The organism is Luteibacter sp. TLI7-4A, assembly GCF_056754745.1.
The window spans coordinates 2,199,509-2,219,706 of record NZ_JBPGWO010000001.1 but is presented as its reverse complement, the minus strand read 5'-3'; the positions used below and the strand labels follow the sequence as shown (position 1 = coordinate 2,219,706).

Below are 20,198 nucleotides of genomic sequence, written 5' to 3'. Positions count from 1 at the left end.
GCAAACAACCCACGACTCACCCCTCCCGCAACAACGCCATCGGCGAGGTCCGCAACACCCGGCGCGTGCCGAACAACCCGATCGCCATCACCACCAGCGCCGCGAGCGCGGCGGCGCCTGCCAGCGGCCACAGCGGCGGCACGAAATGTTCGATGCGGAAGACGGCCTTGCCCAGCCATATGCCCGCCCCGGTCGCACCCAGCGCGGCAGTGAGGCCGGCGACCAGTCCCAGCAAGGCGAATTCGCAGGCCGCCGCGGCACGCAACTGGGCGCGCGTGGCGCCGAGCGTGCGCAACAGGGCGGCTTCCTTGCGACGTTCCTGGGCACTGGCGGCCAGCGCCGCCGCGAGCACCAGCGCGCCGGCGAGCAGGCTGAACCCGAGTACCCAGCGGACCGCGCTGCCGACCCGGTCGACGATTTCGCGCACGCGATCGAGCAAGGCATCGACGTCGATCAGGCTCAGGTTGCCGTACTCACGCGAAACCTTGGCCAGTTCGTCGGCATGGCCGCGCGGTAGGTAGAAACTGGTGAGCCACGTATGCGGCAGTTCGCCGGCATGCGCCGGGTCCAGCAGCAGGAAGAAGTTGACCCGGAACGAACTCCAGTCCACCTTGCGCACGCTGCCCACGCGCGCATCCAGGGTGCCTTCTCCCACTTCGAAGCTCAGCGTGTCGCCCAGCTTCAGGTGGAAACGGTCGCGCCACGACGTGTCGACGGATACCTCCGCCCGCTCGGGCGAAGGACCTGGCCAGCGGCCTTCCACCACCTCGTTCGACGGTGGCAGCTCCGCACTCCACGACAGGCGCAGTTGGCGGTCCGCCGAATCCTTCGCCTCGCCATCCGCGAAGGCGATGCTGTCGATCGGCTTGCCGTTGATCGCGGTGAGCTTGCCCACCGCGAGCGGCATCATGTTGGTCCGCGTGGCGCCCATGCGATCCAGTGCCCGTGCGAATTCCTCGCGCTGATCGTCTTGCAGGTTCAGGGCGAACCAGTTCGGCGTATCCGCGGGAAGTTCGCGGCGCCATCCATCCAGCAACGACGGCGCGATCACGGCGAGCAGGAGCAACGCGCAAAGCCCGAGCGAAAGCGCCGTGGCCTGGACGAGCGAAAGGCCCCGGCGCCGGGCGAGGGCCGCCAGGCCGAGCCGCAGTGCCGGATGCGCGCCGGGAGCCACGCGCCGCGCTATCACCAGCAACAGCGCCGAGAGCAACGCCGCGACGAGAGCCACGCCCGCCAGGCTGGCGGCCAGGATGCCGGCCAGCTTGGCGGAGTCGCTCTGCACCCAGACCAGCGCGACGGCCGTGACGAGCGGCACGAGGTACAGCGCGTCGAAACGGCGCACGCGCCGCTGCATGGATTCGCGAAACACCGCCACGGGAGGCACTTCAGCCAGGCGTACGAGGGGAGGCAAGGCGAAGCCGGCAAGCACGGCCAGGCCCATCGCGGCGGCCGCGAACGCCGGGCCGAGCGGCAAGGTGGTGGGGATGTTGTCGAACAGCTGGCGCGCGAAATACCACGCGCCCTGGGCAAGGCCCAGGGCGATGGCCATGCCCAGCGCGGCGGCCGGCAGGGCGAGCGCCGCGAGCGTGGTGACGAGCAGGGCCGCCACGCGCCGGCGCGGCGTGCCCAGGGCACGGAGCAGGGCCACTTCCGCGGCCTTGCGGCGTGCATAACGTGCGGAAGCCAGCGCGATCGCCACTCCGGCGAGCAAGGCGGACAGCAGCGCGGTCAGGCGGAGGAAGGCGCTGGCGCGGTCGAACGCGGTGCGCATGCGCTCCTGCATCTTCTCGGGCGTGATCAGTTCGCCGCCCTGCGGCAGCGCGCCGCTTTCGACACGGGCGCGCCACGTCGCCACGGCGGCGGGTGGACCGGCCACGAGCAGGCGGTGGCGCGCGCGGCTACCCAGGGAAAGCAGGCCCGCTTCGCTGGCGTCGTCCAGGTTCATCAGCGCGCGTGGCGCGAGGGCGAACAATTCGCCGCCATCGGGCTGGCGTACCAGTTCGGCGGCCACGTGCAGGTCGCGGCCACCGATCTGGATCGCCTGGCCCGCGTGGATGCCGAGGCCGACCATCGCACGGTGGTCGAGGAATACTTCGCCCCGGGCGGGACCGCGGGCCGTGCGGTCGCGGCCGTCCACGCCGCGGACCTCGAGGGTGCCACGCAGTGGGTAGGCGCTGTCCGTCGCCAGGACGTCGAGCAGCTGGCTACGTTCGCCGACGAAGGCCACGCTGCGGAACGCCGCGCCGCGCGTCGCGGCCAGGCCATCGGCACGCGCCGATCGCAGCATCGGCTCGGGCAGGGGCGCGGGCGCGGACACGCCGAGATCGCCACCGATCAGTTCGGCCGCGCTGGCCAATATGCCGCGCTCGATCCGGGTGGAAAGCGTCGCGACCACGCCCAGCGCGATGACCGCGAGGACCAGCGAGGCGGCCAGGGTGCGGAGCTCCACCAGGTGCCATTCACGTCGCAGCGTGCGCAGGGCCAGCCGGAAGACGTTCACGCGGGCACTCCGAGGCGGCCTTCGTGCAATTCCGCGGAGCGTGCACAACGGGCTGCGAGGCGCGCGTCGTGGGTGACCAGGATCAGGGTGGTGGCATGGTGCCGGTTCATCTCGAAGAGCAGGTCGCCGATATGTTCGCCAGTGTGCTGGTCCAGGTTGCCGGTGGGCTCGTCGGCGAACAGGATGCGCGGGCGGTGGACGAAGGCGCGGGCCAGCGCGACGCGTTGCTGTTCCCCACCGGAGAGTTGGGCCGGATAGTGCCGGCGCCGCGCGCCGAGGCCGACCGATTCCAGTGCCGCATGGGCACGCTCGCGGGCGCCGTTGTCGCCCTCCAGTTCCAGGGGGAGCATCACGTTTTCCTCGGCCGTCAGCGCCGGGAGCAGGTGGAACGACTGGAAGACGAAGCCCACCAGCCGCCGCCGGATCGCCGCCCGGGCCTCCTCGTCCATGCTTTCCAGCGGCTGGCCGTCGAGACGGATGCTGCCCGCCGTGGGAACATCCAGTCCGGCCAGCAGTCCGAGAAGGGTCGTCTTGCCCGAACCGGATGCCCCCACGATGGCGAAGCTCTCGCCTTCCGCGACGCGCAGGTTGACGCCGGAGAGGATGTCCAGCTGGCCCTCGGGGCCGAAAACCGACTTGCTAACATCCGCTACTTCGAGAAGAACACGGGAAGAATCGCTCATGCGTCGTTGCCTGGTCCTGTTGCTGTTCGTCTGGTGCGCCATCGCCTCCGCGGCGGATACGCCGCGCAAGGTGCTGGTGCTCGGGGACTCGTTGTCGGCGGCGCACAACATTCCGGTGGAGGCCGGCTGGGTGCGTTTGCTGGACGCGCGCACCTCGAAGATGGCGACGCCATGGACGATGGTCAATGCCAGCATCAGTGGGGAAACGTCCCTGAGCGGCCGTAACCGGCTGCCCGGGCTGCTCGAGAAGCAGCGGCCGGGAGTGGTCGTGATCGAGCTGGGTGCGAACGACGGCCTGCAAGGCCTCCCCCTGGGCAAGCTCGCGGACAACCTCGATGCGATGATCGGCGCCGCCACGCGCGCCGGGGCGAAGGTGCTCCTCCTCGGCATCGAATTGCCGGTGAACTACGGCCCCCAATACCGCGACGGGCTACGCAAGGTCTACGTGGACGCGGCCAAGAAACACGGCGTGACGCTGGTGCCATTCCTGCTCGACGGCGTGGCCCTGGATCCGGCCCTCATGCAGGACGACGGACTGCACCCGACGGCTGCCGGCGAACCTCGCGTCGCGGAGAACGTATGGACGGCGCTAAGCCCGATGCTCCGCTAGACGACGCTGTCTCCACGTTGCGTTACCGACAATGAATCCTTGTTTTCGGTCTTCACGCTGTTCTCACCGGTCCGACCGTTAACTCTTCACATTTGTGAATCACCAGAGGAGTGGAGCGATGAGCAACGACGTACAGGCGGGTTTGATCCTTCTCGTCGAGGACAATCGCCAGATCGCCGAGATGGTCGGTGAGTTCCTCGAACGCAGGGGATACTCGGTCGACTACGCCGCCGATGGCGTCAGTGGCCTGCATCTGGCGGTTTCCAACAGCTACGACGTCATCGTGCTGGATCTCATGCTGCCGGGCATGGATGGCCTGGACGTGTGCCGCAAGTTGCGCAAGGACGGCAAGAAGTCCACGCCGGTGCTGATGCTCACGGCGCGCGACACGCTGGAAGACAAACTGGTGGGCCTGGAGGCCGGAGCCGACGACTACCTCGTGAAGCCTTTCGAGGTACGCGAACTGGAAGCGCGCCTGCGTGCCCTGATCCGGCGCGACCGCCGCCAGGTCTCGTCCGAGGTTCTCAACGTGGGCGACATGACCCTCGACACCGCCACCTTGCGCCTCACCCGTGGCGGCCAGGAACTCACCGTCTCGCCGATCGGCCTGAAACTTCTCGCCATCCTCATGCGCGAATCCCCGCGGGTCGTAAGCCGTCGCGATATCGAACGGGAAATCTGGGGCGATACGCTGCCCGATTCCGACACGCTGCGTTCGCACCTGTACAACCTGCGCCGCGTGATCGACAAGCCGTTCGACCGGCCACTGCTGCACACGATCCACTCCGCGGGGTACCGGTTGGCCGACCTCGATTCCGAAGTCGCTGCGTCGCAGACGGCATGAAGCGGGGGCGGGTTCGGAACTGATCGATGGAAGGCAGGGCATCGCAGGGGACCAGGCGCCGGCGCGGATCGTTCCGCGCGCGTGTCGCGATCGTCTTCGCACTGCAGACGGCCGTCGTGATCATCGCTTCGTTGATGGCGGCGAACAATGTCGCCCCCATCGGCGCGGCGATCGCGATCATGCTTTGTTCCGGCGGCCTTGCCTGGCTCGCGGTGTCGCGTGAGTGGATTCCCGTGGCGGCGCTGGCGCGCCTGTTGGAAGGCTGGGACCCCGATCGTCCCGACATGGAAGGCCTGGATCGCGAGAACGGGAGGCACCCCGATGGCGATGTCTCGTCGCTGATCCGCGGATTGCACGGCCTCGCCTCGCGTATCGAAGGCTTCGGTGAGCGCGAGCGCAACTTCACCCGGGACGCCAGCCATGAGTTGCGCAGCCCCCTCACCGTCATCAAGATGTCTTCCGACATGCTTGCCGACGAGATCGACCTTTCGGATTTCGGGCATCGCTCGCTGGAGCGCATTCGCCGCTCCACGCGCGAACTGGAAGCACTGGTCGAGGCTTTCCTCATCCTCTCGCGTGAGTCCGACCAGGGCCTCGCGGAAGAAGACTTCGTGGTGAACAGCGTGTTGCGCCAGGAAGTGGATTATGCGCGCGAACTGATCGCGGGACGTCCGGTGGAGTTGATCCTCGACGAGCCGGCGAGTTTCGCGTTGCACGCTTCGCCGCGGGTCTTCGCGGTGCTCTGCGGCCAGTTGATCCGGCATGCCTTGCAGCAGACCGACCAGGGCACGATCGTCGTCACGGTGATGCCCGGCAGCGTGAGCGTGATCAACCCCGCACTCGATATGCCCGAAGCCGGCAGTCGCCGGCATGCATCGGTCGACCGGCACGGGTTCGACCTGGCGATCGCGCGTCGGCTCTCGGACCGGTTCCAGTGGCCGCTGGAGTTGCGTTCCTTGCCCGGGGCCAGTCGCATCGCCAGTGTGCGGTTTCCGCATCCGCAGCCGGTGGAGGCCTGAGGCCAGGTTGTATCGCCGACAGGGTCGGCTCCCATTACCAGAGGCGATCGCCGGGCTGCCTGGTGGAAACCCATCAAGCCCGCCGGTTCTGGTGGGAGCCGATCCTGTCGGCGATGGGTGCGCTCTCAGTCCACCAGCTTCGCGATACGCCCCGCATCCAACGCCCCACTCACCGCCTCGCGCGTCCCATCCGCCCTGATCGCCAACGTCCGCGGCGTCTCCCCGCCCCATGTCGGATCGATAAGGAAATTGATCCGTTCCGGTGTCGCGTCCGCGTAGGCGCGCGAGGGCACGGCATCGAGCTTCGCCGCCTTCAGGCGTGTCTCCAATGCGGCACGCTCTCCGATGGGATCGGTGGCGACGAAGACCAGTTCCACGTTCGCATGGCTGCGTTGGAATGCAAGCAGCGCCGCGAGGTTCTCCTCGCAGTAGGCGCAATCCAGCGACCACAGCGCCACGATGCGCACGCCCTTGCCGGGTGGAGCGATGAGCGCCTTCGTGTCGGCCGCGGTCAATACGGTGGGAGCGGCGGCGGACGCCGCTGCCGGGAACAGGAAGATGAGCGCGGCGAACCAGTACCTCATAACAGTTCCGTCGGCACCAGCCGGAAGTGTCCGTCGGGATTCCAGCCGACGAAGGCGCGGTGCCGCCAGAGCAGCAGCTTCGGCCAACCCGATCCGCCATCGACGTGGGCGATGGCGCGTGCCTCTGCGAAGGTCGCGCCGCCATCGGACGATTCGCGCAGCATCAGCTCCACTCCCTTCGCCGATACCTGGTGGTAGGCGATCCACACGTGCTTCCCATCCACCGCGATATCGGCATGGGAGGCCCCCGCCGCAGCGACCGTGGCGAGGTGCGCGGGCTTGTCGCCGGGATGCAGCTGTCCGTACCAGATCGTCGCCTTGCCATCGGCCGCGCTGAACCAGACGGCGTGGCGCGTTCCCGCCGTGTCGATCGCGAGCGAGGGGCCGTGGTGCGGACAGCCTTCGATATGCCATTGGGTGAAGGTGGCGCGTTCCACCTTCGGCATGCCCTTGCCGACGGGAAGATCGGCGAAGGCGTGGTCGCGGATGTTGTCGCCGTAGATCGCACGGAAGAACGCGTCGATCGTGCCGTCGGGTGCCCGCGCCAGCGCGATGCGGCAGCACTCGCAACTTTCATCGACGATCTTGCGCTCGGGCGCGAACGTGGCGCCGCGGTCGCTCGACCAGCTGTAATAAGTGGCGGCGCCCAGGTAGGGCTTGCCGCTCGCCTTGGCCGCTTCGACATCGCGCTTGTCGATCCACGCGACGATCACGTTGCCCTTGCCGTCGACGGCGAGCGAATCGAAACGGTGAGTGATCTCGGCGCGATCGGCGTGCACGGTCATGGGCGTATCGAAATGCGCGCCGCCGTCGAGGGATCGCGAAAAGCGTACGAAACCCGTCCACGGAAGCTTGCGTGGTTGTGACCAGCTGACGTAAAGCTCGCCCTTCGGGCCCAGCGCGATCTTCGGTCGGTTCTCGCCCTCGGCGTAAAGGGGCTCGCCGATGGGATTGACGATGGTGGACATGGCGAAGCTGCGGCCCATGTCATCGGATCGCCGCGCGCGGACATGCTCGCCTACCGTGTCGACCACCCAGAGATGGCCCGCCGCATCGAATGTGGCGTCGAAGCCCAACGGGGCCTCGTGGCCCATCGTCATGCCGGCCATGCCGTCATGCGCCTGCGCCATGGTGGCGCTGGCGAGGACCGAAGCGAAAACAAGGGCGATGAACTGGCGCATGGTCAATGCTCGTCGGGACGTTCGCGCACCGGATGCTTGCTGAGCTTGCGCTGCAGCGTGCGGCGGTGCATGCCGAGGCGACGTGCCGTTTCCGAGATGTTGCCTTCGCATTCGGTCAGCACGCGCTGGATGTGTTCCCACTCGAGCCGGCGCAGCGGCAACGGGGCATCGGGCGCGTCGACCAGGTCGTCGAGATCGGCGGGGCCGGCATCGCCATCGAGCAGGGCGCGGACCACGGCGTCCGCATCCACCGGTTTGGCCAGGTAATCGTGGGCGCCGCGCTTGATGGCCTCCACGGCGGTGGCGATCGACGCATAGCCGGTGAGCAGCAGCACGCGCATGTCGGGGACCAGCGACTGCAACTCGGGGATGAGGCGCAAGCCGTTCTCGTCGCCGAGCTTCAGGTCGAGCACGCAGTACCGAGGCTGGTGGCGGCGGGCGAGGGCCCGCGCGTCGTCGGCGTTGTCGCAACCGATCACGTCGAATCCGCGCGAGGTGAGGGCGCGGCCCAGTACACGGGCGAACGTGGCGTCGTCATCGACGATCAACAGCGGGCGCCCGCCGGGTGGAACGAGGTCGTTCATGCATGGTCTCCAATGACCGGAAGGGGCAGGCGCAGGCGCATTTGCGCACCGTGGCCGGTATTGCTCGCGGAGAGTTCGCCATCGAGGCGTTCGGCGGTGGCTTCGGCCAGGGCGAGGCCGATGCCGAGGCCGGTCGCTTTCTGCGACAGCCCGAGCGTTCCCAGCTCGTCGAATTCGTCGAAACCCGGGCCTTCGTCGGTGACCACCAGTTCGAGCCACGGCCCGACGATGCCGACCCCGAGGGTGACGGCGGTGCTTTCGTTCAGCGCGGAAGCGTCGGCGGCGTTATTGAGCAGGTTGATGAGGGCGTGACGCAACCCCGGCGGCGAACGGAGTGCGATACGGCCGGCGCCGGGTTCGAGCTGGAGGGACACGTCGGCCTCGGGCCTCAGCAATTGGAAGCGCTCCAGGCAGCCGTGGACGAACTCGTCCAGGGTGACCTTCTCGGGCACCTGCGACAGCTGTGCCTGGCCGAAGGCGACCATCTCGCGGAGGATCGTGCGGCAGCGTTCGACCTGGCCCTGGAGCAGGTCGAGGTCCTCGCCCAGCGCGTTGTCGGTGGCGTGTTCGCGGCGGATCTCCGGCAGGAGCGTGCGCATCGTCGACAGCGGCGTGTTCAGTTCGTGCGCGGCGCCGGCCGCCTGGGTGGCGATGGCCAGGATGCCCTCGTCGCGCAGCGCGCGCTCACGCACGCGCTGGACTTCACCCTGCTGCACCCGGATCGCCTTGGCCAGGTTGCTGATGAAGACGCCGAGCAGGATCGCCATGATGACGAAGTTGACCCCCATGCCCGCGACGTACAGGTCGAAGTCGAGGCTCTTGCTGCCCAGCGTGGGCAGCGGCAGGTGATAGGGCACCAGCAGCACGTACGCCACGCCGGTGAGGATCGCCACGAGCGACACCCCGGCGATCGACAGCGCCGCCGCCGACAGCGCGATCGGCACCAGCAAGAGCGTGACGAAGGGATTCGCCGCGCCACCGGTGAAATAGAGCAGGTAGCCGAGAACCAGCGTGTCGGCCGCGATATGCACGATGGCCTCGCCCTCGCTGACCTTCCATGGCATCCCCAGCCGGAACGACGCCGCGGCGGCGAAGACCGCGAGCACGCACACGCCGATCATCAACGGCAGGAGGGGGATATCCAGCTTGAGCAGCGTGACGCAGGAAAGGATCGCCACGCTCTGGCCGGCGATGGCACACAGGCGGAGCCAGGCGAGGGTGCGCGCGAGCGCGAAGGGACCGGAGCGGGACGATGGCATGCGCAGATTGTCGCTCACGGTAAGTCTCTTCATGGCGAAAGGGCCGCTCCGCGAGGGAGCGGCCCTTCACCGCGTCACAGGTCTTCGTTGTGTACGGGCGGCACCGGCGGCACGTTCGCCAGCGCGTGGTTCAGCGACAGCTTCTTCATCAACGGCAGCATGCCCACGGCGATGGCCGTGCAGAGCAGGCCCACGAAGCCGAGCTTGTTGAACAGGCTGGTGTAGATCGCCAGCGACTCCAGCGGGTTCGTGATGTTGTCCGGGATGGCGGCGTAGTTGGCGACGACGCTGCCCATGTACTGGGAGACACCGGATGCCACGTAGTAGGCACCCATCATGAAGCCACCCATGCGCGCCGGCACGTAGCGGGCGATCATGGCCAGGCCGAGGCCGCTCACCAGCACTTCGCCCAGCGAATACAGGCCGTAGCCCCAGACCATGTACCACGACGAGATCGCCCCGTTGACGGCGGTGGTCGCACCCAGCCCGTACATGAAGAAGCCGGCGGCGACGGCGGCGAAGCCGAGCGCGAACTTGGCCGCGACCGGGAAGTCCTTGCCATGCTTGCCCAGGGAGTTGTAGATCCAGACCAGGATCGGCGAAAGGATGACGATCCAGATCGCGTTGAGCGACTGGAACTGTTCCGGAATCCAGCGGAACAGCTGGAAGCCGAACAGGTTGAAGTCGAGGTCGACGTTGCGCTGGGCGAACAGGTTCAGCGAGGTCGACATCTGCTGGTAGAAAATGAAGAAGAAGATCGTCTGCATCGTCAGCACCAGCGCGGCGATGAGACCGGCGCGTTCGCCCGGTTCGCTGGAGCGGATCAGGTGGACGAAGATGCCGAGGATGACGATGCCGGCCGCGTAGACGCAGGCCTCCGCCACGCCCTGGTTCTGCAGGATGTACGCCGAGGCGGCGATGATGAGCAGGCCGCCCACGATCACGCCCAGGACGTTCTTCAGCACCGGCGGCCGCTCGTCGCAGTCCGAGCCGATGTGGGCCAGGGTGCGGCGCATGAAGAAGTAGTTGACCAGGCCGAGGATCAGGCCGATCGAGCAGACGCCGAAGGCGGTATGCCAGCCCAGCGCATCGCCGTAGTGCTCGCCGACGTAGTCGCGGATCCATGGGGTGAGCAACATCGAGATCGTCGAGCCGATGTTCACCGCCATGTAGTAGATGGTGAAGGCGCTGTCGATGCGGACTTCGTCGCCCTCGTAGATCTTGCGCACGAGGTTGCCCGCGTTGGGCTTGAACAGGCCGTTGCCGAGGATGATCACGCCCAGGGCGAGATACAGGAAATACGTGTTGTTGGTCGGTATCCAGAGCAAGGCATAGCCGAACATCAGGACGACCGCGCCGGTGAGCATCGTGCGGCGCGTGCCGAGGAATTTGTCGCCGATCCAGCCGCCGATGGCCGGGGTGGCGTAGATCAGGGCGGAAGCCGCGCCCCAGACGAGGTTGGCGTCGACGTCGGCGAAGCCGAGCTTCTTCACCATATAGGTGACCATCAGCACCTGCATGCCGTAGAAGCCGAATCGCTCCCACATCTCGATGAGGAAGACCGTACTGAAGGACTTGGTCTGTGAAACAGGCGGGTTCTGGATGGACATGTATTTTCCGGACACATTGGAAACAGCGAACCGGGCTTTTCGACCCGGTTCCCGTCGCCGTGACCCTGAACGGATCACAACCGTTCAAGCGTAATACAAATGGTCCGCCCGGTTGTGTTGTGGCGCCAGAGGGGCGCGTCGATTCGCCACGGCCACGCGCCGTAAGCCGGACCCAAGGCGGGCTGTGGCATGATACCGGGCCATTCCCGTCCTCCCTTCCAGACCCGATGCCGCAGTGCACGCAAAATTTTGTCGTCCGGACCCTGCTTCGGGCCCTGGGCCCGGTGGCCTGACCGCCCATGGCCTCGACGGAGCGGCGCGGGCCGCGGCAGATCTATGCGGCGTTCCAGTGGTCCATGAAGGGGCTGAGGGCCGCCTTCCGGCACGAAGCTTCCTTTCGGCTTGAGGTTTTTCTCGCCGTCGTGATCGTTCCACTCGGCCTTTGGCTGGGCCACGGAGCGGTCGAGAAGATCGTCCTGATCACCTTCCCGATCCTGGTCCTCTCGGCCGAGTTGCTCAATTCAGCGATCGAGGCGGTGGTGGACAAGGTCAGCCCGGAATTCCACGAACTGGCCGGTCGGGCCAAGGACATGGGTTCGGCGGCCGTTTTCCTGCTGTTGACGATGGTGGTGGTGAGCTGGGGCCTGATCCTCGGCCCCCGGTTCCTCGGCTGACCCGCCCCCGGGAAGATCCGCTCGTTATCCGCCAGCCATGGCTTTAGGGTAAGTTGTTGCGGGCACACCTCAAGGAACCGTCCGCCATGAAGACACTCGTCCGCGCTTTCGCACTCGTACTTTTCGCCGGATTCCTCTCCGGCTGCGGCTACAACGCCATCCAGCGCGAGGACGAGGCGGTAAAGGCCGCCTGGTCCGAAGTACTGAACCAGTACCAGCGCCGCGCCGACCTGGTGCCCAACCTGGTCAATACCGTGAAGGGCTACGCCCAGCACGAGGAGCGTGTGCTCACCGAGGTGACCAATGCCCGAGCGAAGGTCGGCCAGACGCAGATCACCCCGGAACTGCTCAACGATCCCGAGGCGCTGGCCAAGTTCCAGGCCGCCCAGGGCCAGCTGACCAGCGCGCTCTCGCGCCTGATGGTGGTCAGCGAGAACTATCCGCAGCTCAAGGCCGACGGGTCCTTCCGTGACCTGCAAGCCCAGCTCGAAGGGACGGAAAACCGCATCACCGTCGCCCGTAACCGCTACGTCGCCGCCGTGCAGTCGTACAACACGCTGATCCGCTCGTTCCCGAACAACCTGACCGCCAAGGTCATGGGTTACCAGGTCAAGCCGAACTTCAGCGTCGAGAACGAGAAAGCGATCTCGACCGCGCCGACCGTCGATTTCGGCAGCAATCCGGCCCCGGCTTCCTCGGCCGGCCACTGATGCGCCGTTTCGCGGCGGGGCTGCTGTTCGCCATCGCCCTGCTGGTGCCACCCCTGGCGGCACTGGCGGACGACGCCGTCGTGCCGAAGCTCACCCGCCATGTCACCGACCTCACCGGTACGTTGACACCGGAACAGGTCGACCAACTGGACGCACGGCTGGTCGCCCTGGAGAAGGCAAAGGGATCCCAGGTCGTCGTCGTGATGGTGCCCACCACACAACCCGACGACTTGGAAGGTTATTCGCTCAAGGTCGCGGAGACCAACAAGGTGGGCCGCGAAGGACCGGACGACGGCGTGCTGCTCCTGCTGGCCAAGAACGACCGGCGCGTCCGCATCGAAGTCGGCTATGGCCTGGAAGGCGCGCTGCCCGACGCCATCGCCTCGCGGATCATCCGTGAGTACATGGCGCCCAAGCTCCGCGCCAACGATTACTACGGCGGTATCGACGAGGCGCTCAACGCGATCACCCAGATCGTGCAAGGCGAAGCGCTTCCCGCACCGGTCGCTCCCGATGAAAGCCACGAGAAGCGACGCGGTGGAGGAAGCGGGCTGCTCCTGCCGCTTATCTTCGGCGTGATCTTCCTGCGCGGCATCCTCGGTCGAGCGCCCCTGGGCGTGCGAATGCCGCTGGGTGGGGCGATCACGGGCGGTCTCGGCTGGCTGTTCCTGCATTCCATTCTCGGCGGCATGCTCGGCCTCGTCGCCGGCGCCGTCCTGATGGCCATTCCCTTCGGTGCCGGCCGTTCCATCGGCGGCGGTGGCTGGGGTGGCTTCGGGGGCGGCGGGTTCGGTGGTGGTGGCTTCGGAGGCGGCGGCTTCGGCGGTGGCGGTGGTGGCGGCTTCAGCGGAGGCGGCGGCAGTTTCGGTGGCGGCGGCGCATCGGGGAGTTGGTGATGGACATGCAACGTATCGCGGCCAACCTGTTCGGGGCGTGGTTCCAGATCGGGCGGCACTTCCCGCCGGCGACGCTCGACGCCATCGCAAAGACGGTGGCCGTCGGCGAGGACAGGCACCGTGGTGAATTGCGCGTGGCGATCGAATCGCGCCTGCCGTTCTCGTCGGTCGCCGCGGGCGTCACCGCACGCGATCGCGCGGCGATGCTGTTCTCCCATCTGCGCGTCTGGGACACCGACGACAACTGCGGCGTGCTTCTCTACGTATTGCTCGCCGAACACCGCATCGAGATCGTCGCCGACCGCGGCATCGCGAAAGTGGTGGCGCCGGCCGAGTGGGAAGCGATCGCCACGCACATGCGCAACGAATTCATCCAGGGACGTTTCCGCGAAGGCTTGCAAACCGGTGTGTCGGAGGCGGGTGAATTGCTGGCACGGCATTTCCCCGGCGACGGCAAGCCACGCGAAAACCAGCTGCCGGACCGCCCCCTGGTTCTCTGACACCGCCTGAGAAGGCATGACTGTGAGCCGGCCTTGTGGCCTGGTGGGAACCAGTCTTGTGCCCTGGTGGGAGCCGACCTTGTCGGCGATCCCGCGGCAGCGGGCCAGCCAGAGGCAAGCGCCCATCGCCGACAGGGTCGGCTCCCACCAGAGGATCACGGGATCGCCGACAAGGTGGCTCCCATAAAAAAGGGCCGCCCGGATGGGCGGCCCTTCTCGCGTTCGCGTCGCCGGAGCGACGCTCGGCAGATCTTACAGGCTGAAGTCGTACTGCACCATCAGACGCAGGTAGCGCGGCGTCTGGTAGTACGTCGGCACGCGGTAGGTCGTGCTGTAGTACGTCTGGTCGGCACCGTTCTCGGCGATTTCGCTGATCGCGGTGGGCTTGTCGTTGTTGAACGCGTTGATCAGGTCGAGCTGAACCGTCAGGCCCTTGGCATAAGCCGGGGTGTAGACGACGTTCGGGCTGACCGACCAGGTCCACGGCAGGCGCTTGGCACGGCCACGGCCCGAGATCTTGCCTTCGCAGTAGAAGAACTCGGAGTTGTAGCTCGGGATGCCGCCAACCGTTTCGTCACCGCCGCCGAAGCAGCTGGTCGGACGACCCGATTCGAGCAAGCCGTTCACACCGACCGACCATTCCGGCGTGATCTTGTAGCCGCCGTAGATCTTGAAGCTGTGGCGACGATCGTTCGGCAGGTAGCCGGTCGCGCCGACCATCAGTTCCGGATAGTCGAACGCGCTGGTCGTGCCGGTGTCGTCCTGGCCGTTGTCCGACTTCACGAGGCCTTCGGTGTTGCCGCGGTTCTTCGACCAGGTGTACGACGCATTGACGTACCACTTGTCGGTCGCCTTCTCGGCCGAGAGCGTGACGGCTTCGTACGTGCGCTTGGCCTTCTCGCCGAACGCGGTGCCCGGGATGGACACGTTGCGCAGGACACCGCTGCCGTCGAGGTCGACGTCGATGTTGACCTTGCTGCCCGGGTTGTAGATGAAGCAGCCCGGCATGGTCGCCGGCGGGGTGAACTGGTCGCCATTGGCGTCCATGTCCAGGCCCAGGGACTTGCCGTAGGCATAGAACGGACGCCAGTCGCAGGTGTCGTCGATGGCGTTGTTGAGCTTGCGGTACGTCGCCTTCGCGCCGACGACCCAGTCGTTGAGGAACTCGTTGTCGCTGGTGATGCGATGCTGGAAGCCGAGGATGAATTCATCCTGCGAGTACGGCTTGAGGTCCTTGGTGGCGACCGAGCGCGGGTCCGGCGTGCTGCCGTTCTCGCCGTTCACGATGGACTGGCCGCTGAGCGGCGCGCCCAGGGTCGGAACACCCGTGACCGGATCGATCGACGAGTACGAGAAGTTCTGGATCGTGTAGTACGAGGCGGTCGCGGCGCGCAGGGCGACGTTCGCGGCGATCGGCAGCGAGTAACGGCCGGCCGTACCGAAGATCTTCGTCGTGGAGTCGCCGAACAGGTCCCACGAGAAGCCGAGGCGCGGCTGCCAGATGTTGCCCTGGCGGACGAAGTTCTCGGCGGCGCCGTTCTTGTTGTTGAACGAATCGTTGCGCACGCCGATGTAGGCGAGGAACTTGTCGGTCACCTGCCAGTTGTCCTGCAGGTACCAGGACTTCTGGTCGATCGCGACCGAACCGCCCGTGCGGTAGTTGTACTGCGACACGTAATCGGTGCCCGCGGCATTCGTGCGGTAGTAGTACAGCGCGCCACCGGCGTAGCTCTGGCCGGCGTCGGACTTCCACTTCTCGCGCGAGTAACCGCCGGCGATGTCGTGGTCGCCGATCTTCCAGTCGAGGTCGACGCGGTAGGCCGTGCGCTGGTCTTCGCCGTTGAAGCGGTCGATGGTGCTGGCCAGGTAGCACGAATGGACCGGATCGGTCACACCGCTGAGCGTGCTGGAGCGACGGTCGATCACGTACGGGCAACCGGAGTTGGCGCCGTTGATGTCACCGTTGTACTTGGTGACGGTGCCGTCCGCGCTGACATAGTCCGAAGAGTTCTTGCTCTTCATCTTGCCCCACTGGGCGGACAGGGTCAGGTCGTCGGTGAGGTAGCTGGTGTACTTGAAGATGTTGACGTCGCCGCCGGTCTTCACATGGCGACGGCCGAGGTAGTCGTCGGTGAAGGGCTTGCCTTCGCCGTCGATCTCGGAATTGTAGTAACGATTCGTCGTGTGCTTCGTGTTGTTCATCCCCGTCCACTCGAGGATGTTCGAATCGTTGATGTTCCAGTCCAGCTTGATCAGGTAGAACGGATCGCTGTAGGTGTTGCGCTGCGCGGCGGCCGAGCTGGTGGCGCCCGGGTAGGCGGTCTCGGTCTCGCGATGCGACTGGAAGATGCCGTAGAAGAACAGCTTGTCCTTCACCAGCGCGCCACCGAGCCACGCCGAGTAGACGTTGTCGTTGTCGCTGTTCTTCTGGTAGGTGCGGTAGAGGTTGCCGTCCTTGGTGTACGTGGTCGGCTGCTGCTCACGGCCCCAGGCCGGGGTGTAGACCCAGCTCGCGCCACCCTTCCACTCGTTGGTGCCGCGCTTGGTGATCACCGAGGTCACGCCACCGGTGGAGAAACCGTACTGTGCGCCGTAGCCGCCGGTCTGCACGTCGAGCTGCTGGATGGCCTGGAACGGCACTTCCGAGAACGACAGGTTGTTGTAGAGGTTGGTGACGTTGAAGCCGTTGACGTAGTAGCTGTTCTCGGCGACCGAGGCGCCACCGAACGACGGCAGGTTGCCAAAGGCGGAATCGCCCTTGACCGTGCCCGGGGTGAGCGCGGCGACGTCGACGACGTTGCGCGGCACGGGCAGGCTGTTGAGCTGGTCGGCGGTGAAGCTGGTGCGCGACTCGACGGAAGCGACGTCGATCGCGGCGAGGGCGTTGGCCGACACGGTGACGGTGTCGAGTGCCTGCGCGCTGGCGTCGGACGTGGCCGGCGCGGCGAAGTTCACCTGTGCGGACTGGCCGGCGACGACGTTGATGTCGCGGGTGGAAACGGTCTGGCCGTTCTGCTGCACGTTGATGCGGTAGCTGCCGATCGGCAGCGACGAGGCGCGGTAGCGGCCGTCTTCGCCGACGGTGACGGTGCGCGAGGCGCCCGAGCCGAGGTTCTGGATCTGGATGGTCTGCGAGGCGGCGGCGCTGCCGTAGATGTCGCCGACGGTGCTCTGCGCATAGGCGGTGCCGGCCAGCAGGCAGGCGCCAAGTGCCGAGACGAGCGCAGTGCGCTTGAACACGCGAGAGCGCGCGAACAGGGTGGTGCTTGTCATGAGGTCAAAGTCTCCCTGGCCCTGCTTTGCGGCAAGGCTGAACAGCTTGTAGTAGCGCCGCTAACGGCACTCGTTTGTGGGGGTAAACAGGGTTTGGAGTGTGGGGACACTCACGTCGCGCCAACCCAAAGGCGCCATGCGACATAACGCGAACATAACGCGAGGGTCATGCTACTGCAAGAGTTTGAGACCGATTCCTATCCAGGCCTGCGGAAATGCACTGGATCGTGCGAAGTAAGGAAGTTCCTGCGTGCGGCATGCTGACGCATGCCGGCGCTCAGAACTTCTGCTGGTAACCCAGGTAGAAGTAGCGGTCGATGTCGAATGCGGGGTTGTAGGGCGGGCTGCCGCCGCCAGCGCTGGACACGTTGTAGTAGAACGGCCCCTTGCGACCGAACACGTTGTTTACGCCCAGCCGGATATTGCCGTTCCACGGCGCCTGCCAGCGAAGCTGGAAATCGTGGAAAGCGACGCCGCCCTTCCGGCTGACGCCGGTGACGCCGGTCAACGCGTTGAGTTCGCCGGGACGGTTGCATTCCACGTCCGTCGACCAGCATGAATCCTTCAATCCGGAAAAATACCGTGTCGTCCATGTGGCGCCGAAACGGCGCCACGACCAGTCCAGCGAAAGGTTCGAACGCATGCGGTAGAGTCCCTGCACGCCGCTCATGTAGCCGGCAAGATGACGCGGCGCGGCGCCAGGGCTGCTGACCTGCGTGTAATCCTTCAGATAGGTGCTGTCCGAGAGCAGCGTGAACTCGCCGTAGCGGGTTTCAGGGAATCGATAGTGCAGGCCGAGGTCGTAGCCTTCGGTGCGCAACGTGCCGAGGTTGGCGAGGCTTTCGTCGAGCGCGGCGACGTGGCCGTCGGCGGCGCGCGTGAAGCGCCCGCACCAGGTGGGATCGTTGCGCACGTAGCAGAAATCGAGGATGTCGCCCGCGAGGATGGGCGTGATGACATCGCTGATGTCGATCTTGTAGTAGTCGAGCGTGATGTCGAGCCCGTCGACATAGCCCGGGCTGTAGACAAGACCGGCCGTCCGCGTGATCGACGATTCCGGCTTCAGGGCGGGATTGGCGCCTGTGCGGAAGGCGGTCTGGCTTTGTCCACCGGTCGTCGAACCGATCTGCGCGCCGGACTGGTCGATCTGCCGGTAGTTTGCAGGCACGCCCGCTGCGCCACAGCGCGCGCGTACGGCGGCATCGGTGGCCGAGGCACCGAAGGCGCTGTCGCAGGGGTCGAGGAAGCTCTCGAAGCTCTCGCTCGATCCGGCATAGAGATCCGCCACGGTGGGTGCCCGGAAACCCTGGGCATAGGTGCCGCGCAACAGGAGGTCGTCGAACGGCTTCCAGCGGAAACTGTACTTGTTGTTGGTGCGACCGCCGAACGCGGAGTAATGCGAATAGCGGGTGGACGCGTTCACCGCGAGTTCGCGCGCCAGCGGCAGGTCGGCGAGCAGGGGAATGTCGAATTCGAGATACGCCTCGTTGACGATGTAGCCGCCATCGGTGGGATCGCTGGCGAGTTGCGTGGTCAGGCCGGCGGAATCCGCGGGATCGGGCGTATAGCGGCCGTTCTCGCGCCGATGCTCCAGGCCTCCAGCGGCGCGAAGCGTGCCGGCGGGCAGGTCGAGCAGGCCACCGGTGAGGTTGGCGACCAGGTCGTTGGTCCGGGTGACCTGGCGGGCGGTGGTGGTGGAGGCCACGTAGTTCCACACCGTGCCGGGCGTGCCGCCCGGGCCGGCGAGGATGTTCCACGGCACGCACCCCGCGGCACGATCGGCGGCGTCGGCACAGACGGTCTGCCCATCGATCGTGGTGGTGGGCCCCAGTGCCTTGCGCGCGTTCACCAGGTTGATATTGCCGCTGGTGGTCCGGCTGGCCCGCGCCTCGGAATAGGCGTAGGTGACGTCCCAGTTCCAGGTATGGGCGATCCACTGGAACGTTCCCTCCGCGCCGGCGTCCGCATGCAGGGTCTTGCTCTTGGCCCAGATCATGCGCGGAAGCTCGGTGGTGCGCCGGAAGAACGGCGTGGCATAGCCGGGGAAGGGGTTGTACGCGTTCGCCGGATCGATGAACAACCCTTGCTGCCGTCCCGCGCCGCTCTCCAGCGGATAGCCGGCGGCCTGGCTGCGCGTATCGCGCACGCCATAGCTGGCCATGCCACGCAGGGCGATATCGTCGGTGAGGTTGTAGCGGCCCGTGCCGAACAGGTTGCGCAACTTGCTGCCGGCGCGGAAGGTCATGTCCTGGGCGGTGGAGTACTTGTCCGCGTTGCTGGCGACATCGTACGGATGGTAGTTGGCGAAGTCCGCCGTATCGCCCACCACGCCGCCGGCATGGTCGATGACGTAACGATCGGCCGGAGCACGTGGATCGACCACGCCGCCGTAGGGTCCCATGCCGAAACCATCGTCCGCATGCCGCGGGCCGTAGGCGCTGCGGGTGGTCGGGCGCTTGCTGTCGCGCAAGGTGTCGCCATCCTCGTAGCTCGCGCCGAGGATGATCGATGCGCGTTCGTTGCTCTTGCCCCAGGTGAACGCGCCATTTTTCTGGGCACCATCGTCCTTGCCATTCACGCCGTAGAAGACGTCGGCGGACGCGCCTTCGAACCGATCCGTGGTGATGATGTTCACCACGCCGCCGATGGCGTCCGATCCGTAGATGGACGACGCGCCATCCTTGAGCACTTCGATGCGTTCGACGATCGAGACGGGGATGGTCGAGAGGTCGGTCAGGCCACCCAGGCTGGTGGTCCAGCGGCGCCCGTTCACCAGGACCAGCGTGCGCACCGCGCCCAGGTTGCGCAGGTTGGCATAGCGGCCTCCGGCGTCATTGCTGGAGGACAACGTATCCTGCGGCGTGACCTCCGGCATGGAGGCGGACGGCATGCGGGCGACGATGTCGCCCAGGCTGGTGAGGCCCGTGGCGCGGATGGCCTGGCGGTCCATCGTGAAGACGGGCTGGGCCGTTTCCACGTCGGTTCCGCGGATGCGAGAGCCGGTGATCGTGACATTGACCGGAGCCAGCATCTCGGCGGACGAGGGCGCCGTTTGCTGCGCCCGGGCGGTGGCGAGGGGCAGGGCAGCCAGGAGTGAGGTCGCGAGCACCATGCGTCGCAGCGCGACATGGCGCCGGTGCTCCGAGCTGACGTGCATACCCCGTAACCTCCCAAGCCCCGCCATACCCCATCCGGGCGCGACGATCTCGCGACCATAACGCCTGGGGTATGGCGGGCGCAACCGCCGGAAGCAACGGGAGGGCCGAATCGT

General features: G+C 66.5%; 16 protein-coding genes. 7 read left to right on the top strand and 9 right to left on the bottom strand.

Annotation, left to right across the window (positions count from 1 at the left end; genetic code table 11):
- Window positions 1–16: 16 nt before the first annotated feature.
- Both ACR9Y6_RS09770 and ACR9Y6_RS09765 read right to left on the bottom strand, forming a co-directional pair.
- Window positions 17–2,500, bottom strand: a complete 2,484-nt coding sequence (locus ACR9Y6_RS09770) for an ABC transporter permease (RefSeq protein ID WP_481281106.1) — start codon at window positions 2,498–2,500, stop codon at window positions 17–19.
- Window positions 2,497–3,183: an ABC transporter ATP-binding protein gene (locus tag ACR9Y6_RS09765; RefSeq protein ID WP_306851566.1), complete on the bottom strand. Its 687-nt coding sequence runs from the start codon at window positions 3,181–3,183 to the stop codon at window positions 2,497–2,499. Before ACR9Y6_RS09765 ends, ACR9Y6_RS09770 begins: the two co-directional genes overlap by 4 nt.
- Between ACR9Y6_RS09765 and ACR9Y6_RS09760 the strand changes: the two genes are divergently transcribed.
- The 3 genes from ACR9Y6_RS09760 (at window position 3,182) to ACR9Y6_RS09750 (ending at window position 5,656) form a co-directional block, all read left to right on the top strand.
- Window positions 3,182–3,793: an arylesterase gene (locus tag ACR9Y6_RS09760; protein ID WP_481281105.1), complete on the top strand. Its 612-nt coding sequence runs from the start codon at window positions 3,182–3,184 to the stop codon at window positions 3,791–3,793. The genes ACR9Y6_RS09765 and ACR9Y6_RS09760 overlap by 2 nt on opposite strands.
- Before the next feature lie 118 nt (window positions 3,794–3,911).
- Window positions 3,912–4,637, top strand: a complete 726-nt coding sequence (locus ACR9Y6_RS09755; protein WP_306851562.1) for a response regulator transcription factor — start codon at window positions 3,912–3,914, stop codon at window positions 4,635–4,637.
- A 26-nt stretch (window positions 4,638–4,663) separates the two neighbouring features.
- The gene (locus tag ACR9Y6_RS09750) at window positions 4,664–5,656 is read left to right on the top strand and encodes a sensor histidine kinase (protein ID WP_481281104.1); all 993 of its coding nucleotides are present in this window, start codon (window positions 4,664–4,666) and stop codon (window positions 5,654–5,656) included.
- Between the two features lie 125 nt (window positions 5,657–5,781).
- Here ACR9Y6_RS09750 and ACR9Y6_RS09745 read toward each other — a convergent pair whose 3' ends face one another.
- Genes ACR9Y6_RS09745 through ACR9Y6_RS09725 form a run of 5 tightly spaced genes read right to left on the bottom strand, consistent with a single transcriptional unit; the run spans window position 5,782 to window position 10,874 of the window.
- Entirely contained in the window at window positions 5,782–6,240 is a 459-nt protein-coding gene (locus ACR9Y6_RS09745) for a thioredoxin domain-containing protein (RefSeq protein ID WP_481281103.1), read from the bottom strand.
- Window positions 6,237–7,421: an NHL repeat-containing protein gene (locus tag ACR9Y6_RS09740; RefSeq protein WP_481281102.1), complete on the bottom strand. Its 1,185-nt coding sequence runs from the start codon at window positions 7,419–7,421 to the stop codon at window positions 6,237–6,239. Before ACR9Y6_RS09740 ends, ACR9Y6_RS09745 begins: the two co-directional genes overlap by 4 nt.
- A gap of 2 nt (window positions 7,422–7,423) precedes the next feature.
- Window positions 7,424–8,005, bottom strand: coding sequence for a response regulator transcription factor (locus ACR9Y6_RS09735; protein WP_481281101.1), 582 nt, complete (start codon window positions 8,003–8,005; stop codon window positions 7,424–7,426).
- On the bottom strand, window positions 8,002–9,297 hold the full coding sequence (locus tag ACR9Y6_RS09730; RefSeq protein ID WP_481281100.1) for an ATP-binding protein: 1,296 nt from the start codon (window positions 9,295–9,297) through the stop codon (window positions 8,002–8,004). Before ACR9Y6_RS09730 ends, ACR9Y6_RS09735 begins: the two co-directional genes overlap by 4 nt.
- Window positions 9,298–9,338: 41 nt before the next feature.
- A complete protein-coding gene (locus tag ACR9Y6_RS09725) occupies window positions 9,339–10,874 on the bottom strand; it encodes a peptide MFS transporter (RefSeq protein ID WP_481281099.1) in 1,536 nt (511 codons plus the stop codon).
- A gap of 299 nt (window positions 10,875–11,173) precedes the next feature.
- On the opposite strand from ACR9Y6_RS09725, the gene ACR9Y6_RS09720 reads away from it, so the two are divergent.
- The 4 genes from ACR9Y6_RS09720 (at window position 11,174) to ACR9Y6_RS09705 (ending at window position 13,654) form a co-directional block, all read left to right on the top strand.
- The gene (locus tag ACR9Y6_RS09720) at window positions 11,174–11,548 is read left to right on the top strand and encodes a diacylglycerol kinase (RefSeq protein WP_481281098.1); all 375 of its coding nucleotides are present in this window, start codon (window positions 11,174–11,176) and stop codon (window positions 11,546–11,548) included.
- A gap of 86 nt (window positions 11,549–11,634) precedes the next feature.
- A complete protein-coding gene (locus ACR9Y6_RS09715; protein ID WP_481281097.1) occupies window positions 11,635–12,258 on the top strand; it encodes a LemA family protein in 624 nt (207 codons plus the stop codon).
- Window positions 12,258–13,154 carry a TPM domain-containing protein gene (locus ACR9Y6_RS09710; protein WP_481281096.1) on the top strand — a complete coding sequence of 299 codons (897 nt, stop codon included), beginning with the start codon at window positions 12,258–12,260 and terminating at the stop codon, window positions 13,152–13,154. Before ACR9Y6_RS09715 ends, ACR9Y6_RS09710 begins: the two co-directional genes overlap by 1 nt.
- A complete protein-coding gene (locus tag ACR9Y6_RS09705) occupies window positions 13,154–13,654 on the top strand; it encodes a TPM domain-containing protein (RefSeq protein WP_481281095.1) in 501 nt (166 codons plus the stop codon). The genes ACR9Y6_RS09710 and ACR9Y6_RS09705 overlap by 1 nt, the downstream gene beginning before the upstream one ends.
- A gap of 252 nt (window positions 13,655–13,906) precedes the next feature.
- On the opposite strand, the gene ACR9Y6_RS09700 is transcribed toward ACR9Y6_RS09705, so the two are convergent.
- Both ACR9Y6_RS09700 and ACR9Y6_RS09695 read right to left on the bottom strand, forming a co-directional pair.
- Window positions 13,907–16,927 carry a TonB-dependent receptor gene (locus ACR9Y6_RS09700; protein ID WP_481281094.1) on the bottom strand — a complete coding sequence of 1,007 codons (3,021 nt, stop codon included), beginning with the start codon at window positions 16,925–16,927 and terminating at the stop codon, window positions 13,907–13,909.
- A 277-nt stretch (window positions 16,928–17,204) separates the two neighbouring features.
- Window positions 17,205–20,084, bottom strand: coding sequence for a TonB-dependent receptor domain-containing protein (locus tag ACR9Y6_RS09695; protein ID WP_481281093.1), 2,880 nt, complete (start codon window positions 20,082–20,084; stop codon window positions 17,205–17,207).
- Window positions 20,085–20,198 lie beyond the last annotated feature (114 nt).